Below are 20143 nucleotides of genomic sequence, written 5' to 3' on the forward strand. Positions count from 1 at the left end.
ACTCGCAGACCCTCGACGACGAGCACCGCCGGGAGTTGCTCGACTATCTGGAAATGGCAGCCCACTCGCCACGAGAGCGCGTCGATCTGGAGTCGTCGGCGGGTCCTGCTGCTGAATTCCACCTACGAGCCGTTGACCGCGCTGCCGATGCGCCGGGCGATCGTCATGGTGATCTGCGGCAAGGCCGATGTCGTGCACCACGATCCCGCCGGACCGGTGATCCACTCGGCGACCAGGTCAATCGTGGTGCCGTCGGTCATCCAGTTGCGCACCTACGTCCGGGTGCCGTACCGCGCCCGCGTCCCGATGACCCGCGCCGCGCTGATGCACCGCGACCGTTTCTGCTGCGCCTACTGCGGGGCGAAGGCCGACACCGTCGATCACGTGGTGCCACGCAGCCGCGGCGGCGACCACTCCTGGGAGAACTGCGTCGCGTGCTGCTCGACGTGCAACCACCGCAAGGGCGACAAGCTGCTCACCGAACTCGGCTGGGCGCTGCGACGCGCGCCGGTGCCGCCCACGGGACAGCACTGGCGATTGCTGTCCACCGTCAAGGAATTGGATCCCGCCTGGGCTCGATACCTCGGGGAAGGCGCCGCCTGACCCAACTTGGGTCCTGAATGCGCGGGTTCGTCGCGCCGTGGGATACGGTTTGCGTCGTGAGCGTTATGCAGATCCATCTGTTGTTCATCGGGATCCCGTTGTCGCTGGTGATCGTGCTCGTCGGGCTGATCTGGAGGCACAAGGGCCCGCACCCGGCGACGTACAAGATGTCGGAGCCGTGGACACATCCGCCCATCCTGTGGGCCGCCACCGACGAAGCCGTCGGCGGCGAGCACGGCGGGCATGGCACGTCGGAGTTCTCGGTTGGGGGTGGCGCCAGTGGCACGTGGTGAGGTAGCGACGATCGAGCCCGCGGAGCTGCCCAAGGGCTCGGTGATCACCACCAGCGGACGCATCTCGGGGGTGATCGAGCCCGGGACGGTGTCGGTGCACTACCCGTTCCCGATCAAAGACCTCGTCGCCATCGACGACGCGCTGAAATACGCGTCGCGGTCCTCGATGGCGCGGTTCGCCATCTATCTCGGCGACCTGGGCAGCGACACCGCCGCGCGGGCCCGCGAAATTCTGGCCAAGGTGCCCACGCCCAACAACGCGGTCTTGCTCGCGGTCTCGCCAGACCAGTCCGTCATCGAGGTCGTCTACGGCGCCCAGGTCCGCGGGCGCGGTGCCGAGTCGGCCGCACCGCTGGGAGTGGCCGCCGCGGCGTCGGCGTTCAAGCAGGGGAACCTGGTCGACGGGCTCGTCAGCGCGATCCGCGTGCTCAGCGCCGGGATATCGCCGGCCTGACGCTCGCTACTCGCCCGCGGAACTGTCGAAGCGGCGGGCCCGCAGCGACCGCTTGATCCCCGCCTGGCCCTCCAGCACCAGCCGGCGCAGTGCCGGCGGCACGTCGGAGACTTGCAGGAACCGGTCGGCGGCCGCAACACCCTCCTCGCTGATATCCCAGTGCGGGTACAGCCCGATCACCACGGTTTGGGCGACCTCGCTGGAACGTCGCGTCCAAACTCCGGGAATCGCGTCGAAGTAGCGCTCGGTGAACGGCTTGAGCAGCGCGTGCTGGCCCGGCGGCGCGATGCCCGCGATGATCGAGCGGGCCGTGATGTTGGCCATGGTGTCGTCCTCGACCACCGTGGTCCACGCCTGCTCCTTGACCTGCGGTTGAGGCCGGGCGGCGGCGGCCTGGGCGCCGTGGCGTTTGCCGGCCGCGGTGGGGTCGCGCTGAACCTCGGCGTCGATGAACGGCGTCGCCGGCCCGTCGGCATCGATCTTGCCGGCGGTGGCCAACGCGATCACGATGCGCCAACGCAGGTCGGTGTCGATCTGCAGGCCGGCCAACCCGAGTTCGGCGGGGTCGCGGTCGAGCAGATCGGCCAGCGCCTCGACATGCCGGGGGGACAGCACCGACGTGCACAGCGCGTTGAGGAACGCGAGCTGTTGATCCGATCCGGGCTCCGCGGCCCGCGCCAACTCCAGCAGCCGGTCGGCGAACTGCGCCCAGCCGTCCGCGTGGGCCCAGGCCGGGTCGGCGTAGGAGGTCAGCGCCGTCTGCGCCTGCATCAGCAGCCGCTGCAACACCGCGACCTCCGTTTCGGCGTGCACGCCGCGCGATACCAGCGCCACGAAGTCACGGGCCCGCAGCTCGGCCTCGCGGGTCATCTCCCACGCCGCCGACCACACCAGCGAGCGCGGCAGCGGCTCGGTGATGTCGGCGATGCGTTCCAGCGCGGTCCGCAGCGACTGCGGGTCCAGTCGCAGCGAGCAGTAGGTCAGGTCGTCGTCGTTGACCAGAATCAGCTTGCCGCGCGAAACACCAACCAGCGCAGGAACTTCCGTGTCAGGGCCGTCGACGTCGAGTTCCTCCCGGTGTATCCGCACCAGCTTGCCGGCCCCGTCGTCGTCGTAAATGCCGACCGCCAGCCGGTGCACCCGCGTCTCGCCAGCGCCCGGCGCGGCGCCACCCTGCTGCACCACGAACCGGGTGAACCTGCCCTTAGGGCCCGGGCCGTCCAAGTCGAAATCCGCGCGCAGCGTGTTCAGGCCGGTGGTTTTCAGCCACTGCTGGCCCCACGTCGACAGGTCGCGGCCGGAGGCCTTCTCCAGCGCGGCGATCAGATCCCCGAACGTGGCATTGCCGTAGGCATGGGTGCGGAAATAGTCGCGCAGCCCGGCCAGGAACTGCTCCAGCCCGACGTAGGCCACCAGCTGCTTGAGCACCGAAGCGCCCTTGGCGTAGGTGATTCCGTCGAAGTTCACCTCGACCGCGGCCAGGTCGGGGATGTCCGCGGCGATCGGGTGTGTCGAGGGCAGCTGGTCCTGGCGGTACGCCCAGGATTTCTCGACGGTGGCGAAAGTCGTCCAGGCCTCGGTGAATTCGGTGGCCTCGCTTTGACACAACACCGACGCGAACGTCGCGAACGACTCGTTCAGCCACAGGTCGTCCCACCATGTCATGGTGACCAGATCCCCGAACCACATGTGCGCCATCTCGTGCAGCACCGTCTCGGCGCGCCGCTCGTAGGATGCGCGGGTGACCTTGCTGCGAAAGACATAGTCCTCGAGGAACGTCACCGCGCCGGCGTTTTCCATTGCGCCGGCGTTGAATTCGGGCACGAACAGCTGGTCGTACTTGCCGAACGCATACGGCAGGCCGAAGTTCCTGTGGTAGAAGCCGAAGCCCTGCTTGGTCTGGGTGAACAACCGCTCGGCGTCCATGTATGGCGCCAGCGAGGCCCGGCAGTAGATGCCCAGCGGGATCTCGCCGTGTTCGTCGGCGTAGGCGTCCTTCCACTCGGCATACGGCCCGGCGATCAACGCGACCAGATAGGTGCTCATCCGCGGAGTGGTGGCGAAGGTGTGCACGCCGTCGGCAACGCCGGTGGTCGCGCCGTTGGAGATCACCTTCCAATGCTTCGGCGCGGTCACTTGCAACGCGAACGTCGCCTTGAGGTCGGGCTGGTCGAAGCAGGCGAACACGCGCTTGGCGTCGGCGGTTTCGAATTGCGAGTACAGATACGTCTCGTCGTCCACCGGGTCGACGAAGCGATGCAGCCCCTCGCCGGTGTTGGAGTAGCGGAAATCGGCGTCGACGACGACGACATTGCGGTCGGCCAGTCCGTTCAACGCGATGCCGGTCGATTCGTCATAGCCCGACACGTCCAGTTCGCGGCCGTTGAGGGTGGCGCTGTGGATGACCTCGGCGGCGATGTCGATGACCGTGTCGGCGCCGGCGAGCGCGTCGAATACCACGGTGGTGGTGGACCGGAACGTACCTTCGCCGGGGGCGCCGGAACCGTCGGTGAGATCGACGTTGATCTGATAGCTGTCGACCGTGATCAGGGCGGCGCGCTCGACGGCCTGGTCCCGGGTGAGGTTAGGTAGGGCCACGCGTCCAACTTAAAGCGTGCGGGCCCGGCGCCGCAGAGCGGGAACAGGCGAGTGCCGACTACGGTTGTGCTGGACGGTGTTCTAACCGTTGACGAGAGGATTGCGCAATGCCCGAGAAGGCCGCCGAGAAAAACCAAGCCGATTTCTGGTTCGATCCGCTGTGTCCGTGGTGCTGGATCACGTCGCGCTGGATCCTCGAGGTGGAGAAGGTTCGCGACATCGAGGTGAACTTCCACGTCATGAGCCTGGCGATACTCAACGAAAACCGCGAAGGCCTGCCCGACAAATATCGCGAAATGATGAAGCATGCCTGGGGCCCGGTGCGCGTGGCGATCGCCGCCGAGCAGGCCCACGGGGCGGACGCGTTGGGCCGGCTGTACACGGCGATGGGTACTCGGATTCACAACGAGGACAACAAAGACCTCGAAGAGGTCATCAAGTTGTCGCTTGCTGACGCCGATCTGCCCGCCGAGCTTGCCAAGGCCGCGCAGAGCGACGCCTACGACGACGCGCTGCGCAAGAGTCACCATGCCGGGATGGACGCGGTCGGTGACGATGTCGGGACGCCGACGATCCACGTCAACGGTGTGGCGTTCTTCGGGCCGGTCCTGTCGAAGATCCCGCGCGGCGAGGAGGCCGGCAAGCTGTGGGACGCCTCGGTGACCTTCGCGTCCTACCCACACTTCTTTGAGCTCAAGCGGACCCGCACCGAGCCGCCCCAGTTCGACTGACCCCCGCGCGGGCCTGTGTAAGGATTGCGGGCATGCGCGTTTACCTCGGCTCTGATCACGCGGGATTCGAGCTCAAACAACAGATCGTCGAGCACCTCGAGAAGTCCGGGCACGAGCCGATCGACTGCGGTGCCTTCAGCTACGACGCGGACGACGACTACCCCGCGTTTTGCATCGCCGCCGCGACGCGCACGGTGGCGGACCCCGACAGCCTCGGCATCGTGCTGGGCGGATCGGGCAACGGCGAGCAGATCGCGGCCAACAAGGTCCCCGGCGCACGCTGCGCCCTGGCGTGGAGCGTCGAGACCGCGACGCTGGCCCGGGAACACAACAACGCGCAGTTGATCGGCATCGGTGGCCGCATGCACACCGTTGCCGAGGCGTTGGCCATCGTGGACGCCTTCCTGAACACGCCGTGGTCGAAAGCCGAACGCCACCAACGACGTATCGACATTCTCGCCGAATACGAACGCACTCACCAAGCGCCGCCGGTGCCCGGCGCCCAGGGCTGAGGGAGTCCGGTGCCCGAAGGGCATACCCTGCACCGGTTGGCGCGGCTGCATCAGCGTCGATTCCGCGGCGCACCCGTGGCGGTGTCCAGCCCGCAGGGCCGATTCGCCGATTCGGCGGCCGTCGTCGACGGCCGGGTGCTGCGCCGCGCCAGCGCCTGGGGCAAGCACCTGTTCCATCACTACGCCGACGGCCCAATCGTGCACGTGCACCTTGGTCTCTATGGCACCTTCACCGAATGGGAGCGCCCCGCCGACGGCACGCTCCCGGAAGCCGTGGGGCAGGTGCGGATGCGGATGGTCGGCGCCGACTACGGCACCGACTTGCGCGGCCCGACGGTGTGCGAGCTGATCGACGAAGCACAGGTCGCGGATGTGGTCGCCAAGCTCGGTCCCGACCCGCTGCGCGCCGACGCCGACCCGTCCTGGGCATGGACCCGAATTACGAAGTCCCGCAGGCCCATTGGCGCGCTATTGATGGACCAGACGGTTATCGCCGGCGTCGGCAACGTCTACCGCAGCGAGTTGCTGTTCCGCCACCGCATCGACCCATTCCGGCCCGGCCAGAAGCTCGGCGAGGCCGAATTCGGGGCTGCGTGGACCGATTTGGTGGCCCTGATGAAGGTCGGCCTGCGCCGCGGCAAGATCATCGTGGTGCGGCCCGAACACGACCACGGCCCGCCGTCCTACCGGCAAGGGCGGCCGCGGACATACGTGTACCGGCGCGCCGGTGAACCCTGCCGAGTGAGCGGGGACCCGATCCGCACCGCAGTGCTGGAGGGCCGAAACGTGTTCTGGTGCCCCACTTGTCAAACATGACCGGCCGGCGTCTACTGGTTGGACTTCCTCTCGAAAGGGTAAGGGTGGCGGCGTGAAGACAACTCCGCGGACAACTGCAACGCTTTTCGCGATGATCGTCGGCCTCGGGCTGGCCGGAGTGGGCGCCGCGACCGACGTTCAGGCGCAATCGGGACCCTTCCCGCAATGGTGCCCGGGTGAATTCTGGGACCCGGGCTGGGGCAACAACTGGGACTGGAACAATTGCCATGACTGGCGCGCGGCGCCACCCGACCGTCCTTGGGAGGTGCCACCGCCGCCGCCACCGCCACCCGCCTGGCACCCCTGAGATCCACCAAAACGCGCCCTGCCGATACGGCGGGGCGCGTTTGTCGTTGGCGCGTCAGTCCGCGGTGACTCCCAGCGCCGCGTAGACCTCGTTGCTGAGCGCGAGGCTGCGCGGGTCCGCATTGGACTTGGTGGCGTCGAAGCGATTCGCCACATACGCGTAGCCGATGCGGTGCTCCAGATCGACGAAGCCGAACGAGCCCCCCAGCCCTCCGTGGCCGAAGATCCGGCGGTTCGGGCCGTTTACGCCGCGTTGATTGAGCATGTACCCCAGGCCCCACCCGTGATCGGCGACGCGTGGTCCGAGCACCAGATCGGTCTCGTAGCCGCCCTGGCACACGCGGACCAGGTCCATGTGCTCCCTGCTGAGCAGCTTCTCCTGGGCCAGCGCATTGTAGAACGTGGCCAGTCCCAGCGCCGACACCTGACCGTTGGTGCCGGGGAACTCGAGCTGGCGCCACAGCTGCAGGTCGTGGGAGCCGAGTTCGTCGTCGGGCGCGAAACCCATCGAGATCGACAATCCCGCCTTGGGATGTTCGGCCAGGCTGGTCGGGTAGCCGGGGGCCTGCACGTCGGCCAACAGGCCGCGGGCGTGGGGCTTGTTGACCCGCTCGGCGCAGCGGCGTTGTTCGCCGGGGGACAGGCCGATGTGGACGTCGGCGCCGAGCGGTTCGGCGATCTCGGTGCGCAGGTACTGACCGATCGTGCGACCGGTGATCCGGCGGAACACCTCGCCGACGATGAAACCGAAGGTGGTCATGTGGTAGCCCTGGGCGGTGCCCGGCTCCCACCACGGTTCCGCGGCGGCCAACTGCTCGCAGACAAAGTCCCAGTCGGCGACCTGCTCCCAAAGCATTCGGGTGCGCGGCCCGATCACGCCGGACCGGTGGCCCATCACCATGGCCAGGGTGATGTCCTGCTTGCCCGCCTGCGCGAACTCGGGCCAGTAGCGGGCTATCGGCGCGTGCAGGTCCAGCTCGCCGCGGTCGGCAAGCTGATGGACGCACGTGGACGAAAGGCCCTTGGTGCCCGAGAGCACGGTGGTCAGGGTGTCCTGCCGCCACGGGCGGGTGCCCGCCGCGTCGGCCGAGCCGCCCCAGAGGTTGACAACGAGGTCGCCGTCGACCCAGACGGCAACGGCCGCGCCGACCTCGAGGCGCATCGCGAAGTTGCGCGCAAACGCATCGCGTACGCCGACGAAGTCCGGCGCGCATGAGCCCTTGATATCGACGTCGCTCATGGCGCCTTTCTGTCGAGCATTTGCCCAGCAGAGCGGGCGACGGGAATCGAACCCGCGTAGCTAGTTTGGAAGACTAGGGCTCTACCATTGAGCTACGCCCGCATATATAAGTCGAGCGAGACTGTATCTGGCGACGAACATCAAATCTAATCGAAGCGGGTCTGTTATCGCACCGTGAGGTCGTGAGGTCGCTGCGAAGCCGGCGCCGCCGGGCCGTAGGATCGCGAGGTCAGCGCGGGGTGTAGCGCAGCTTGGTAGCGCATCCGCTTTGGGAGCGGAAGGCCGCAGGTTCAAATCCTGTCACCCCGACCAGACCGCAAACGACCACCGAGGAGCACACCCCGTGAAGAGCAGTGTCGAGCAGTTGAGCCCCACCCGGGTGCGCATCAATGTCGAAGTGCCGTTCACCGAGCTCGAGCCCGATTTCCAGCGGGCTTACAAGGAGCTGGCCAGGCAGGTGCGGCTACCGGGTTTCCGGCCCGGTAAGGCGCCCGCGAAGTTGCTGGAGGCCCGTTTCGGCCGGGAGGCGATGCTCGACCAGGTCGTCAACGAGGCGCTGCCCGCCCGCTACGGGCAGGCCGTCGCGGAGTCGGAAGTCCATCCCCTGGGCCAGCCCGACATCGAGGTGACCAAGAAGGAGTACGGCCAGGAGCTGGCGTTCACCGCCGAGGTCGACATCCGTCCCGAGATCACCCTTCCGGACCTGAGCGCGCTGCAGGTCTCGGTGGATCCGATCGAGGTCAGCGACGACGACGTCGATGCCGAACTCCAGTCGCTGCGTGCCAGGTTCGGCACCCTGAAAGGGGTGGACCGGCCGGTGGCCGACGGCGACTTCGTTTCGATCGACTTGTCGGCGACCGTCGACGGCAAGGACGTTCCGGGCGCCGCCGCGCAGGGACTATCGCACGAGGTCGGCTCCGGCCGGCTCATCGCGGGCCTCGACGAGGCACTGGTCGGTTTGTCCGTCGACGAGTCCAAGGAGTTCACCGCGCAGCTGGCAACCGGCGAGCATGCCGGAAAGGACGCGCAGGTCACCGTCACCGTCAAGTCCGTCAAGGAACGCGAACTGCCGGAGCCCGACGACGAGTTTGCCCAATTGGCAAGCGAATTCGACACCATCGAGGAGCTGCGGTCCAACCTCCGCGACCAGGTGGCCCAGCTCAAGCGCGCCCAGCAGGCCGACCAGATCCGCAACGCCACGCTGGACGCACTGCTCGACCAGGTTGACGTGCCCCTGCCGGAGGCGGTCGTCCAGGCCCAGTTCGACAACGCGATGCACGGCGCGCTGCACGGTCTGGATCACGACCAAACCAAGTTGGACGAGGTGCTCGCCGCTCAGGGCAAGTCGCGTGAGGAGTTCGAGACCGAGACGCGCGACGCCGCGGAAACCGAGCTGCGCAAGCAGCTGCTGCTGGATGCGCTGGCCGACGACTTGGAGGTCCAGGTCGGGCAGGACGACCTGACCGAGCGACTGGTGATGACGTCTCGGCAATACGGCATCGAGCCGCAGCAGCTGTTCGCCTACCTCCAGGAGAACAACCAGCTGCCGGCCATGTTCGCCGATGTGCGGCGCGGCCTGGCCATCGCCGCGGCGGTCGAGGCGGCGACGGTCACCGATACCGAGGGCAACGCGATCGACACCAGCGAGTTCTTTGGCAAGCGCGGCCAGGCCACCGAAAAGGCCACGGATGAGGGCGCCGACGACGCGCCCGAGGCCTCGGACGAAGCCGAGGAATGACGCTGTGAGCGAACGCGCCCGTTTCAAGGGGTGCGTGGCCAGCGCGCAGCGGGCCCCGTTGGTTAGTGTCGGTGCATACGGATTTCGAGAAAGCAGGTAACCCAGTCGTGACTGACATGCGTTCGAACTCGCAGGGTCTCAACCTCACGGACTCGGTCTATGAGCGCTTGCTCACCGAGCGCATCATCTTCCTGGGTTCGGAGGTGAACGACGAAATCGCCAATCGGCTGTGCGCGCAGATTCTGTTGCTCGCGGCCGAAGACTCCACCAAAGACATTTCGCTGTACATCAATTCACCCGGCGGATCGATCAGTGCCGGGATGGCGATCTACGACACCATGGTCCTGGCTCCGTGCGACATCGCCACCTACGCGATGGGCATGGCCGCTTCGATGGGACAGTTCCTGCTCGCCGCGGGCACCAAGGGCAAGCGCTACGCCCTGCCGCACGCCAGGATCCTGATGCACCAGCCGCTGGGCGGGGTGACCGGCAGCGCGGCCGACATCGCCATCCAGGCCGAGCAGTTCACGCTGATCAAGCAGGAAATGTTTCGGCTGATCGCCGAGTTCACCGGCCAGCCGGTCGAGCGCATCGTGACCGACTCCGATCGCGACCGGTGGTTCACCGCCGCCGAAGCCCTCGAGTACGGCTTCGTCGACCACATCATCACCCGCGCCGCACACCTCACCAACGGAGAAGCCCAATGAATCCCCAGATCCAGCCCCAGGCGCGGTACATCCTGCCGTCGTTCATCGAGCACTCCAGCTTCGGCGTCAAGGAATCCAACCCGTACAACAAGCTCTTCGAGGAACGCATCATCTTCCTCGGCGTCCAGGTCGATGACGCGTCGGCGAACGACATCATGGCGCAGCTGCTGGTGCTGGAGTCATTGGATCCCGATCGCGACATCACCATGTACATCAACTCCCCGGGTGGGGGGTTCACCTCGCTGATGGCGATTTACGACACCATGCAGTACGTGCGGGCCGACATCCAGACGGTGTGTCTGGGTCAGGCCGCTTCGGCGGCGGCGGTGCTGCTGGCGGCCGGGACGCCGGGTAAGCGGATGGCGCTGCCGAATGCACGGGTGCTGATCCATCAGCCGTCTCTTCAGGGTGTCATCCAGGGCCAGTTCTCCGATCTGGAGATCCAGGCCGCCGAGATCGAGCGGATGCGCACGCTGATGGAGACGACGCTGGCCCGCCACACCGGCAAGGACGCCTCGGTGATTCGTAAGGACACCGACCGGGACAAGATCCTGACCGCGGAAGAGGCCAAGGACTACGGGATCATCGACACCGTTCTGGAGTACCGGAAGCTCTCGGCTCAAACGGCCTAGCGGTCGAGCACGGTCGCCAACTCCGCGATATCGGCTGGCCTAACCCGGCAGCATCCGCCGATGATGCGCGCGCCCCCCGCCGCCCACTGCGCGGCGCATTGCGCGGAAAAGCTGCGCGGCCCGGTCCAACCCTTGCCGTCCCAACGCTCGCCGCTGTTCGGGTACACGATGATCGGCTTGCCGATGTCGGCGATCGCGATGGCGGCGAGAACATCGTCGGGCGCACAGCAATTCACGCCGACCGCGACGATCTCGTCGACGCCGGCGGCCACCGCGAACGCGTCGGCGAGCGGTTGTCCGGCGCGGGTCTTCGTCCCGTCGATGGTGTAGCTGAGCCAGGCCGGCACGCCGACCGAGCGCACCAGGTTCACCAGTGCCTCGGCCTCGTCGATGTCGGGCACCGTCTCGCACGCGAGCACGTCGGCCCCGGCGCCGGCCAGGACCTCCAGCCGGGGACGATGCCAGCGCATCAGCGCCGCGACCGACATTCCGTAGCGGCCGCGATATTCCGACCCGTCGGCCAGCGCCGCGCCGTACGGTCCGACCGAGGCGGCGACGCAAAGGTTCTCGGCACCGGCCGCGTCACGCGCGGCCTTGGCGAGATCGACGCTGCGGCGCAACAGCGCGACGGCCTCGCCGCGGGCGACCCCGCGGGCCGCGAAACCGTCGAACGAAGCCTGGTAGCTGGCGGTCGTCGCGATCGAGGCGCCGGCGCGAAAGTACGCCGCGTGTACCGCGGCGATCTGCCCCGGGTCATCGGCCAGCAGCCGCGCCGACCACAGCGGGTCGGACAGGTCGTGACCGCGCGCCTCCAGCTCGGTGGCTAAGCCGCCATCACTGATCAGCACGGATTCGCTGGGCCAGGTAAATCCCACAGCCAAACCCACACCGCCACTGTAGGGTGGGTTGCCTGGTGGTCAGCCAGAAAACCACCGGGTTCGGGGGCGCACAAGCCTCGGTCGGGTAACGACCGCGACACGCCAAAGACACGCTATGCGCGTCTTTGACGAGTGACCGGCGTCATCGGGCTATATGTTTCATTCAGACGGACAGGCATTGAATACCACCGACGCGATTCGGCGCTAACGGTCGCGAGGGGCCCGAGCAAGCGGGTAGCGTCGGGGATTACATGCGGCACAGGACGACGAACGGCGAACAGGAAGTAGGCACCTAAGCACCATGGCGCGCATCGGAGACGGCGGTGACCTGCTGAAGTGCTCGTTCTGCGGGAAGAGCCAAAAGCAAGTCAAGAAGCTCATTGCTGGCCCCGGTGTGTACATCTGCGATGAGTGCATCGATCTCTGTAACGAGATCATCGAAGAGGAACTCGCCGACGCCGACGACGTCAAGCTCGACGAACTGCCCAAGCCCGCCGAGATCCGGGAATTCCTGGAGGGATACGTCATCGGGCAGGACACCGCCAAGCGAACGCTGGCGGTCGCGGTCTACAACCACTACAAGCGGATCCAGGCGGGCGAGAAGGGTCGTGACTCCCGGTACGAGCCGGTCGAGCTGACCAAGTCCAACATCCTGATGCTCGGACCCACCGGGTGCGGCAAGACCTACCTGGCCCAGACGCTGGCCAAGATGCTGAACGTGCCGTTCGCCATCGCCGACGCCACAGCGCTGACCGAGGCCGGCTATGTCGGTGAGGATGTCGAAAACATCTTGCTGAAACTGATCCAGGCCGCCGACTACGACGTCAAGCGCGCCGAGACCGGGATCATCTACATCGACGAGGTCGACAAGATCGCGCGCAAGAGCGAGAACCCGTCGATCACCCGCGACGTCTCCGGGGAGGGCGTGCAGCAGGCGCTGCTGAAAATCCTCGAGGGCACGCAGGCGTCGGTTCCCCCGCAGGGCGGCCGCAAGCACCCGCACCAAGAGTTCATCCAGATCGACACCACCAACGTGCTGTTCATCGTCGCGGGTGCGTTCGCCGGCCTGGAGAAGATCATCTACGAGCGGGTCGGCAAGCGCGGACTGGGCTTCGGTGCCGAGGTCCGCTCCAAGGCCGAGATCGACACCACCGACCACTTCGCCGACGTGATGCCCGAGGACCTGATCAAGTTCGGTCTGATCCCCGAATTCATCGGCCGGCTCCCGGTGGTCGCCTCGGTCACCAACCTGGACATGGAGTCGTTGGTGAAGATCCTGTCCGAACCGAAGAACGCCTTGGTCAAGCAGTACACCCGGCTCTTCGAGATGGACGGCGTCGAGCTGGAGTTCACCGACGACGCGCTGGAGGCAATCGCCGATCAGGCCATCCACCGCGGCACGGGCGCCCGCGGCCTGCGGGCGATCATGGAAGAGGTCCTGCTGCCGGTGATGTACGACATCCCGAGCCGCGACGACGTCGCCAAGGTTGTCGTCACCAAGGAAACCGTGCAGGACAACGTGTTGCCGACGATCGTGCCGCGAAAGGCTTCGCGCGCCGAGCGTCGCGACAAGAGCGCGTAGGCCACCAGTTCAACATTCATGGCGCCCGGCGGTTTGCCGGTCATGGCTTCGCGGAACCCCACCGACGTGACGAACAACACAGTTTGTGTCGTACCCATCAGTAGCACCCCGCTGACTTCGGCATTGGCCCCAAACCCCCTGCGTGCGAGGGATATGAGACGGTCATCCTCGCCGAAAACCGGTGCCATAATTGGTACTACCAGTGACACACAAGCTTCAGGGCACGGGAGTCACTCCACCGGCGCGTACCCTAAAGCTCCAGTGGAGTGCCTATCCGATTGACAAATGGAGGGCGGAGACGTGGATCCGAACGGCAGCGGAGCCGGATCAGATTCTCATAGCGAGATCCGTCATAACGGGTCCGACCGTCAGCGGCTGGAACAAGTTGTCATCCGCTTCGCCGGAGACTCCGGCGACGGTATGCAGCTGACCGGCGACCGGTTCACGTCGGAGGCAGCGCTTTTCGGAAACGACTTGGCGACTCAGCCGAACTACCCCGCGGAGATCCGCGCCCCCGCAGGCACGCTGCCCGGCGTCTCGTCGTTCCAGATTCAGATCGCCGATTACGACATCTTGACCGCCGGCGACCGACCGGACGTGCTCGTCGCCATGAACCCCGCGGCGCTGAAGGCCAACATCGGCGACCTGCCGCGCGGCGGAATGGTGATCGCGAATTCCGACGAATTCACCAAGCGCAACCTGACGAAAGTGGGCTACGTAACCAACCCGCTGGAGTCCGACGAGCTCGACGACTACGTCGTGCACTCCGTTGCGATGACCAACCTGACCCTCGGGGCCGTCGAGACGATCGGGGCGTCGAAGAAGGACGGCCAACGCGCGAAAAACATGTTCGCCCTTGGCCTTTTGTCGTGGATGTACGGGCGCCCGATCGAGGCCAGCGAGAAATTCATCCGGGAGAAGTTCGCCCGCAAGCCCGACGTCGCGGAGGCCAACGTGCTCGCCCTCAAGGCGGGCTGGAACTACGGCGAAACGACCGAGGCGTTCGGCACCACCTACGAGGTCTCCCGCGCGACCTTGCCGGCCGGTGAATACCGGCAGATCTCGGGCAACACCGCGCTCGCCTACGGCATCGTGGCGGCCGGGCAGCTGGCGGGCATCCCGGTGGTGCTCGGCAGCTATCCGATCACGCCGGCATCGGACATCCTGCACGAGCTGTCCAAGCACAAGAACTTCAACGTGATCACCTTCCAGGCCGAAGACGAGATCGGTGGCATCTGCGCGGCGATCGGCGCCTCCTACGGCGGGGCGCTGGGCGTCACCAGCACATCGGGACCGGGGATTTCGCTGAAGTCCGAAGCGCTGGGGCTGGGTGTGATGACCGAATTGCCATTGCTGGTCATCGATGTGCAGCGAGGCGGACCGTCGACCGGGCTGCCCACCAAGACCGAACAGGCCGACCTGCTGCAGGCGTTGTACGGCCGTAACGGGGAGTCGCCGGTGGCGGTGCTGGCGCCGCGCTCGCCGTCCGACTGTTTCGAGACCGCCCTCGAGGCGGTGCGCATCGCGGTGTCGTATCACACCCCGGTGATCCTGTTGTCCGACGGCTCGATCGCGAACGGCTCTGAGCCGTGGCGGATTCCGGATGTCGGGTCGCTGGAGCCGATCAAGCACATCTTCGCCAAGCCGGACGAACCCTTCCAGCCGTACAACCGCGACCCGGAGACCCTGGCGCGCCAGTTCGCCGTTCCGGGCACACCGGGACTGGAACACCGCATCGGCGGTTTGGAAGCGGCGAACGGCAGCGGCAACATCTCCTACGAGCCGATCAACCACGACCTCATGGTCCGGTTGCGCCAGGCCAAGATCGACGGCATCTCCGTTCCCGACTTGGAAGTCGACGACCCGACCGGCGACGCCGAGCTGCTGCTGATCGGTTGGGGCAGCTCCTACGGCCCGATCGGCGAAGCGTGCCGTCGCGCGCGGCGCAAGGGCATCAAGGTCGCGCATGCCCACCTGCGCCACCTCAGCCCGTTCCCCGCGAACCTCGGCGAGGTGCTGCGGCGCTACCCGAAGGTGGTCGCGCCGGAAATGAACCTGGGCCAGCTGGCGCTGATCCTGCGCGGCAAGTATCTGGTCGACGTGCAATCGGTCACCAAGGTCCAGGGCGTGTCGTTCCTGGCCGACGAGATCGGGCGCGTCATCCGCGCGGCGCTGGGCGGAACATTGGCCGAAATCGAGCACGACAAGACGATGGTCGCCAGAATGGCGGCAGCAACAGTTGGAGCGGGAGCTATCGAATGACGAGCGACCTAGCGGGCACAGACCTCGGGTTGACGCCGAGGTTGACGAAGAACGACGGCGTGCCCACGACGGATCAGCCGCAGAAGGGCAAGGACTTCACGAGCGACCAAGAGGTCCGCTGGTGTCCGGGCTGCGGCGACTACGTCATCCTCAACACCATCCGCAATTTCCTGCCCGAGCTGGGGCTGCGTCGGGAGAACATCGTCTTCGTCAGCGGTATCGGCTGCTCCAGCCGGTTCCCGTACTACCTGGAGACCTACGGGTTCCACTCCATCCACGGCCGGGCCCCGGCCATCGCGACCGGGCTCGCGCTGGCCCGCGAGGACCTGTCGGTATGGGTGGTCACCGGCGACGGCGACGCCCTGTCGATCGGTGGTAATCACCTGATCCACGCGCTGCGCCGCAACGTCAACATCACGATTCTGCTGTTCAACAACCGGATCTACGGCCTGACCAAGGGGCAGTACTCGCCGACGTCGGAGGTCGGCAAGGTCACCAAGTCCACGCCGATGGGGTCCCTGGATCACCCGTTCAACCCGGTGTCGTTGGCGCTGGGCGCCGAAGCGACCTTCGTCGGTCGCGCACTGGACTCCGACCGCAACGGGCTGACGGAGGTCCTGCGGGCGGCGGCCCAGCATCGTGGCGCCGCGGTGGTTGAAATCCTGCAGGACTGCCCGATTTTCAACGACGGCTCGTTCGACGCGCTGCGCAAGGAGGGCGCCGAGGAGCGGGTGATCAACGTGCGCCATGGCGAGCCGATTGTCTTCGGCGCCAACGGCGAATACTGCGTGGTGAAGTCCGGGTTCAGCCTCGAGGTGGCCAAGACCGCCGACGTGGCCGTCGAAGAGATCGTCGTGCACGACGCGCAGGCCGACGACTCCGCCTACGGGTACGCGCTGTCGCGGTTGTCGGACCAGAACCTCGAGCACACGGTGCTGGGCATCTTCCGCAACATCAACAGGCCCACGTACGACGACGCGGCCCGCTCCCAGGTTCGTGCCGCTCAGTCGTCAAAGCCGTTCGACACCGCCGCGCTGCAGTCGCTGTTGCGCGGGCGCGACACCTGGACCGTCGACTAAGGTGGCCCAGCTCGTGCCCGACGCAGTATCACTGGCCGGGGTAGTACTCGCTGGAGGCGAGTCGCGGCGGATGGGCCGGGACAAAGCAACCCTGCCCTTCCCGGGTTCGTCGGGCGCCGGTGCGACCACGATGGTTGAGCACGTGGTCGGCATCCTCGCGCAGCGCTGCGAGCCGGTTTTGGTGATGGCCGCGCAGGGACAACCGCTGCCCGCGCTGCAGGCCCGCGTCATGCGCGACGAGTTGGGTGGCCAGGGGCCGTTGCCGGCGACCGCCCGCGCACTGCGCGCCGCCGCCGACGCGGGCACCCGCCTCGCTTTCATCTGCGCCGTGGACATGCCGCTGCTGGACGCCGAACTGATCGATGACCTCGCCCGCCGCGCGCTGGAGACCAACGCGGAAGTCGTGTTGCCGTGGGACGGCCGGGATCATTTCCTGGCCGCGGTGTACCGGACCGATCTCGCCGCCCGGGCAGAAGCGCTGGTGGCCGCCGGCGAGCGCAAAATGCGTGCCCTGGTTGACGTTTCGGACGCGCAGCGAATCGTCACATCGGATTCGCGCCCGTTGACCAATGTCAACAGCGACGCCGACCTGCGTGCCCTGGCGCGGTCCGGAGCCTGACGCGAGCCGACAGCTCGAAAACTGCGCCACGTAATCGGTCCGCTTATTTCATTTCGCCGAAACAATTGCTTTACTCGGGTTTGACAAATGGCATTGAATTCTGAAATCGGCAATATCGACCCGGTTAGAAACTATTGCCTCTAGTTAGCGCTCAAACATTTCGAAAAGCATATCCCTGCGCCATTCCTAAAGGCTGCCGTAATACGTTGGCGCAGTTGCGATTTGGGATGACCATCGACGTTCATCGTACCAGGTCGGGTTCGGCCCTGCTCGCCGCGGAGTGTGTCGCCTCGAGTTCGAGCGGCAAATCGCGTACCGCAAAATTGTCGATCCCGAAACGCGCACTCTCGGCGGTCGGCGTCAGACCGTAGCCGTGGCTGGGGCCGGATCGACGGATGCGACCAAAAACGTTGGGGCAGTGGATAAGTCGTGCGATACGGACGATGCTGCGGATTGGGCGGCGTCGGTGCGCGCACTTGCCCGTGGTCTCCCACCGCGTTACCATAGGCCCACCAATTGGGCTGAGACACTTCGGCTTTCGAAGTTACATACGTCCACGTTGTGTCAAGTTGCGCGTGTCGGGCGCCAATTGGACTCGGGCGCCATGTACCCTGCGCGGCACGTGCCCTCGACGCGGGCCAGCGCATCGCCGCAAACCGTGTTCCAGCTCACAATATGTACGTGATTCGGCTCACGGAAACCTGGTAGCGATCGCGATCCGGTGGGCCGGGATAAATGGTTGCTGACCTGCCAAATTATTTGCGCTATCGCGCCGTCATCCCGTCGTTACCAAACTGAGATCCATGTTTTCTCAAGATGACGAATGCAATCGGTTCTCGTACGGTCCTGGTAGCCCGAAACGGGTGACGGAAGTACCGAAAAATTGAATCCACGGACCCGCGTGTGAGCGGGGCTGCGGGCGGCGACAGCCGGCCCGCGGTCGGTGGGCCCTAGCCCGCTGGCCAGACCAGCCCCGCTGTCGTGCCCGAACGAGACGGCACGTCCCAGAGCACTTTTCCGCTTGGACAACTGCACCCCCAAACCCACGGCTGTGGGTTTGCTTTGGCGCGCGCGCACCGCGAAAGGAACGATATTGAAGAACGTCCGTAAGACGCTCATCCTCGCCGCGATCACAGGCTCGCTCGTGACGATGCCGTCCGCCAACGCGGAGCCGATGGGCTTTGACCCGAACGTTCCCCCGGCCGGGCAGGGCCCCGACGCGCCCCCGCCTCCGGCTCCCGACGCCGCGGCCCCTGTGGGCTTCAACCCGAACGTTCCGCCGCCGCCCGCGGTGCCGGAAGGCTTGGCGCCCGTTGACGCGCCGGCCGGCTTCGACCCGAACGTTCCGCCGCCGCCTGCGGCACCTGAGGTTCCGCCGCCTCCCGCCCCGGCGGGCTTCGAGGGCAACCCGCCGATGCCTCCGGTACCGGACGCACCGCCGCCTCCGGCTCCGGACGCGCCCCCGCCTCCGGCTCCGGACGCGCCTCCGGCTCACAAGGCTTACAGCGTGAACTGGGACGCGATCGCGCAGTGCGAGTCGGGTGGCAACTGGGGCATCAGCACCGGTAACGGCTTCTCCGGTGGCCTGCAGTTCACGTCGAGCACGTGGCACGCCAACGGTGGCTCGGGCTCCCCGAACAGCGCCAGCCGTGAGGAGCAGATCCGAGTGGCCGAGAACGTCCTGCACTCGCAGGGCATCGGCGCTTGGCCGGTCTGCGGCCGCCGCGGCTGACCAACGGCCGACGGCCTCGCCGTCACACGTATAAGTAATGCCGGGCCCGAGGCCCGGCATTACTTATCTCGGGTCGGGGTAGCGTCGGGGCGGTGACCGCAACGCCGCGCGAATTCGACATCGTCCTGTACGGCGCGACGGGCTTTGTGGGGAAACTGACCGCCGAGTATCTGGCCCGCGCCGGCGGTGAGGCCCGGATCGCGCTGGCCGGCAGGTCGCCCGACCGGCTCCGCGCCGTTCGGGACACCCTCGGCGCATCCGCGCGGGACTGGCCGACCCTGAGCGCCGACGCCACGTCGCCGTCGTCGCTGGAGGAGATGGCCGCCCGGACGCGAGTCGTCGTCACGACGGTCGGCCCCTACACCCGGTACGGGCTGCCCTTGGTGGCCGCGTGCGCCGCGGCCGGCACCGATTACGCGGACCTGACCGGCGAGCCGCCGTTCATGCGAGAGAGCATCGACCTCTACCACAAGCAGGCCGCCGACACCGGCGCCCGCATCGTGCACGCCTGCGGCTTCGATTCCGTCCCGTCGGATCTGACCGTTTACGCGCTGCACCTCGCCGCACAGGCCGACGGCACCGGCGAGCTCGGCGACACCCACTTCGTCGTGCGCTCCCTACGGGGCGGATTCTCCGGCGGCACCTACGCGTCGCTGCTTGAAGTCCTGCACACCGCCTCCAGCGACCCCGACGCGCGCCGCCAGCTCGCCGACCCCTACACGTTGAGCACCGACCGCGGCGCGGAGCCCGAACTCGGCCGGCAGCCCGACCTGCCGTCGCGTCGCGGCCGGGATCTCGCGCCGGAACTAGCCGGCCTGTGGACCGCGGGATTCTTGATGGCGCCCACCAACACCCGGATCGTGCGGCGCAGCAACGCATTGCTGGACTGGGCCTACGGCCGGCGTTTCCGCTATGACGAGAACATGAGCCTCGGGTCGTCGGCTGTCGCGCCGGTGGCTTCGGCCGTCTTCGGCGGCGTCGGCAACGCGATGTTCGCGGTCGGCAGCCGCTACTTCCGGCTGCTGCCGCGTCGCCTGGTGGAGCGGGTCCTGCCCGAGCCGGGCACCGGTCCCAGCGCGGAGGCCCGGGAGCGCGGCTACTACAAGGTTGAGACGTACACCACAACGACCGGCGGCGCTCGCTATGTGGCCAGAATGGAGCAGCGCGGGGACCCCGGCTACAAGGCGACCTCGGTGTTATTGGGAGAGAGCGCACTTGCGCTCGCGTTCGATCGCGACAAGCTCTCCGACCTGCGGGGCGTGCTGACCCCGGCGGCCGCGATGGGCGATGCCCTGCTGGCGCGGTTTCCGGCCGCCGGTGTGTCGTTGCGGGTCGACCGGCTGGCTGGGTGACCCGCGCCG

At 66.8% G+C, this 20143-nt stretch carries 19 protein-coding genes, 2 tRNA genes and 1 pseudogene; 18 read left to right on the forward strand and 4 right to left on the reverse strand.

Translation table 11 applies throughout. The annotated features are described in order from the left end of the window. The 4 genes and pseudogenes from A5745_RS24145 to A5745_RS00935 form a co-directional block, all read left to right on the forward strand. Positions 1-68, forward strand: a pseudogene (locus tag A5745_RS24145) (globin); the annotation flags it as partial. Further along, complete coding sequence (locus A5745_RS00925) at positions 46-603, forward strand: HNH endonuclease (protein WP_139329383.1); 558 nt, start codon at positions 46-48, stop codon at positions 601-603. The pseudogene A5745_RS24145 and the gene A5745_RS00925, both read left to right, overlap by 23 nt. Before the next feature lie 65 nt (positions 604-668). Continuing rightward, positions 669-896, forward strand: a complete 228-nt coding sequence (locus tag A5745_RS00930; protein ID WP_076057762.1) for a hypothetical protein — start codon at positions 669-671, stop codon at positions 894-896. After that, on the forward strand, positions 883-1350 hold the full coding sequence (locus A5745_RS00935) for a DUF5130 domain-containing protein (RefSeq protein WP_076057761.1): 468 nt from the start codon (positions 883-885) through the stop codon (positions 1348-1350). Before A5745_RS00930 ends, A5745_RS00935 begins: the two co-directional genes overlap by 14 nt. Before the next feature lie 6 nt (positions 1351-1356). Here the strand turns inward: A5745_RS00935 and pepN are convergent, their stop codons facing one another. After that, a complete protein-coding gene (gene pepN / locus A5745_RS00940; RefSeq protein WP_076114794.1) occupies positions 1357-3948 on the reverse strand; it encodes an aminopeptidase N in 2592 nt (863 codons plus the stop codon). Positions 3949-4055: 107 nt separating this feature from the next. Here pepN and A5745_RS00945 point away from each other — a divergent pair, with 107 nt between their 5' ends. Genes A5745_RS00945 through A5745_RS00960 form a run of 4 tightly spaced genes read left to right on the forward strand, consistent with a single transcriptional unit; the run spans position 4056 to position 6314 of the window. Beyond that, positions 4056-4679, forward strand: a complete 624-nt coding sequence (locus A5745_RS00945; protein ID WP_076057759.1) for an Rv2466c family mycothiol-dependent reductase — start codon at positions 4056-4058, stop codon at positions 4677-4679. Between the two features lie 32 nt (positions 4680-4711). Next, positions 4712-5191 (forward strand): ribose-5-phosphate isomerase, encoded by a 480-nt coding sequence (locus A5745_RS00950; RefSeq protein ID WP_076114795.1) that lies wholly within the window; start codon positions 4712-4714, stop codon positions 5189-5191. 9 nt (positions 5192-5200) lie between these two features. Further along, positions 5201-6007, forward strand: a complete 807-nt coding sequence (locus A5745_RS00955; protein WP_076114796.1) for an Fpg/Nei family DNA glycosylase — start codon at positions 5201-5203, stop codon at positions 6005-6007. Between the two features lie 52 nt (positions 6008-6059). Further along, on the forward strand, positions 6060-6314 hold the full coding sequence (locus A5745_RS00960; protein ID WP_254848473.1) for a hypothetical protein: 255 nt from the start codon (positions 6060-6062) through the stop codon (positions 6312-6314). Positions 6315-6368: 54 nt separating this feature from the next. Here A5745_RS00960 and A5745_RS00965 read toward each other — a convergent pair whose 3' ends face one another. Both A5745_RS00965 and A5745_RS00970 read right to left on the reverse strand, forming a co-directional pair. Further along, a complete protein-coding gene (locus tag A5745_RS00965) occupies positions 6369-7553 on the reverse strand; it encodes a serine hydrolase domain-containing protein (protein ID WP_076114798.1) in 1185 nt (394 codons plus the stop codon). Between the two features lie 31 nt (positions 7554-7584). Further along, a tRNA-Gly gene (locus tag A5745_RS00970) sits at positions 7585-7655 on the reverse strand. A 133-nt stretch (positions 7656-7788) separates the two neighbouring features. Between A5745_RS00970 and A5745_RS00975 the strand changes: the two genes are divergently transcribed. The 4 genes from A5745_RS00975 to clpP2 all read left to right on the forward strand — a co-directional run bounded on the left by A5745_RS00975 (position 7789) and on the right by clpP2 (position 10630). Beyond that, positions 7789-7865: transfer RNA gene (locus tag A5745_RS00975), tRNA-Pro, on the forward strand. Positions 7866-7896: 31 nt separating this feature from the next. Beyond that, positions 7897-9291 (forward strand): trigger factor, encoded by a 1395-nt coding sequence (gene tig, locus A5745_RS00980; protein ID WP_076114799.1) that lies wholly within the window; start codon positions 7897-7899, stop codon positions 9289-9291. 116 nt (positions 9292-9407) lie between these two features. Next, the gene (locus A5745_RS00985) at positions 9408-9998 is read left to right on the forward strand and encodes an ATP-dependent Clp protease proteolytic subunit (protein ID WP_076057754.1); all 591 of its coding nucleotides are present in this window, start codon (positions 9408-9410) and stop codon (positions 9996-9998) included. Beyond that, entirely contained in the window at positions 9995-10630 is a 636-nt protein-coding gene (gene clpP2 / locus A5745_RS00990; RefSeq protein WP_076057753.1) for an ATP-dependent CLP protease proteolytic subunit ClpP2, read from the forward strand. The genes A5745_RS00985 and clpP2 overlap by 4 nt, the downstream gene beginning before the upstream one ends. Here clpP2 and mmuM read toward each other — a convergent pair. Further along, positions 10627-11517: a homocysteine S-methyltransferase gene (gene mmuM, locus A5745_RS00995; RefSeq protein WP_076114800.1), complete on the reverse strand. Its 891-nt coding sequence runs from the start codon at positions 11515-11517 to the stop codon at positions 10627-10629. The genes clpP2 and mmuM overlap by 4 nt on opposite strands. 292 nt (positions 11518-11809) lie before the next feature. Here mmuM and clpX point away from each other — a divergent pair, with 292 nt between their 5' ends. The 6 genes from clpX to A5745_RS01025 all read left to right on the forward strand — a co-directional run bounded on the left by clpX (position 11810) and on the right by A5745_RS01025 (position 20134). Continuing rightward, on the forward strand, positions 11810-13090 hold the full coding sequence (gene clpX / locus A5745_RS01000) for an ATP-dependent Clp protease ATP-binding subunit ClpX (protein ID WP_076057751.1): 1281 nt from the start codon (positions 11810-11812) through the stop codon (positions 13088-13090). Positions 13091-13390: 300 nt separating this feature from the next. Beyond that, positions 13391-15352: a 2-oxoacid:acceptor oxidoreductase subunit alpha gene (locus A5745_RS01005; protein WP_139329384.1), complete on the forward strand. Its 1962-nt coding sequence runs from the start codon at positions 13391-13393 to the stop codon at positions 15350-15352. After that, complete coding sequence (locus A5745_RS01010; protein ID WP_076057749.1) at positions 15349-16431, forward strand: 2-oxoacid:ferredoxin oxidoreductase subunit beta; 1083 nt, start codon at positions 15349-15351, stop codon at positions 16429-16431. The genes A5745_RS01005 and A5745_RS01010 overlap by 4 nt, the downstream gene beginning before the upstream one ends. Before the next feature lies 1 nt (position 16432). Then, positions 16433-17050 carry a molybdenum cofactor guanylyltransferase gene (mobA, locus tag A5745_RS01015; RefSeq protein WP_076057748.1) on the forward strand — a complete coding sequence of 206 codons (618 nt, stop codon included), beginning with the start codon at positions 16433-16435 and terminating at the stop codon, positions 17048-17050. Positions 17051-18143: 1093 nt separating this feature from the next. Continuing rightward, entirely contained in the window at positions 18144-18782 is a 639-nt protein-coding gene (locus tag A5745_RS01020) for a transglycosylase family protein (protein WP_076057747.1), read from the forward strand. Between the two features lie 92 nt (positions 18783-18874). After that, positions 18875-20134 (forward strand): trans-acting enoyl reductase family protein, encoded by a 1260-nt coding sequence (locus A5745_RS01025; protein ID WP_076114801.1) that lies wholly within the window; start codon positions 18875-18877, stop codon positions 20132-20134. The last annotated feature ends 9 nt before the right edge of the window (positions 20135-20143 follow it).

The organism is Mycobacterium sp. IS-2888, from assembly GCF_001954215.1.
Taxonomy (GTDB): Bacteria; Actinomycetota; Actinomycetes; order Mycobacteriales; family Mycobacteriaceae; genus Mycobacterium.

Coding starts and splice junctions, on each gene's coding strand:
- A5745_RS00930 (WP_076057762.1), top strand. CDS start 669: ATGCAGATCCATCTGTTGTTCATCGGGATCCCGTTGTCGCTGGTGATC.
- A5745_RS00945 (WP_076057759.1), top strand. CDS start 4,056: ATGCCCGAGAAGGCCGCCGAGAAAAACCAAGCCGATTTCTGGTTCGAT.
- A5745_RS00950 (WP_076114795.1), top strand. CDS start 4,712: ATGCGCGTTTACCTCGGCTCTGATCACGCGGGATTCGAGCTCAAACAA.
- A5745_RS00965 (WP_076114798.1), bottom strand. CDS start 7,553: ATGAGCGACGTCGATATCAAGGGCTCATGCGCGCCGGACTTCGTCGGC.
- A5745_RS00985 (WP_076057754.1), top strand. CDS start 9,408: ATGCGTTCGAACTCGCAGGGTCTCAACCTCACGGACTCGGTCTATGAG.
- clpP2 (WP_076057753.1), top strand. CDS start 9,995: ATGAATCCCCAGATCCAGCCCCAGGCGCGGTACATCCTGCCGTCGTTC.
- clpX (WP_076057751.1), top strand. CDS start 11,810: ATGGCGCGCATCGGAGACGGCGGTGACCTGCTGAAGTGCTCGTTCTGC.
- A5745_RS01010 (WP_076057749.1), top strand. CDS start 15,349: ATGACGAGCGACCTAGCGGGCACAGACCTCGGGTTGACGCCGAGGTTG.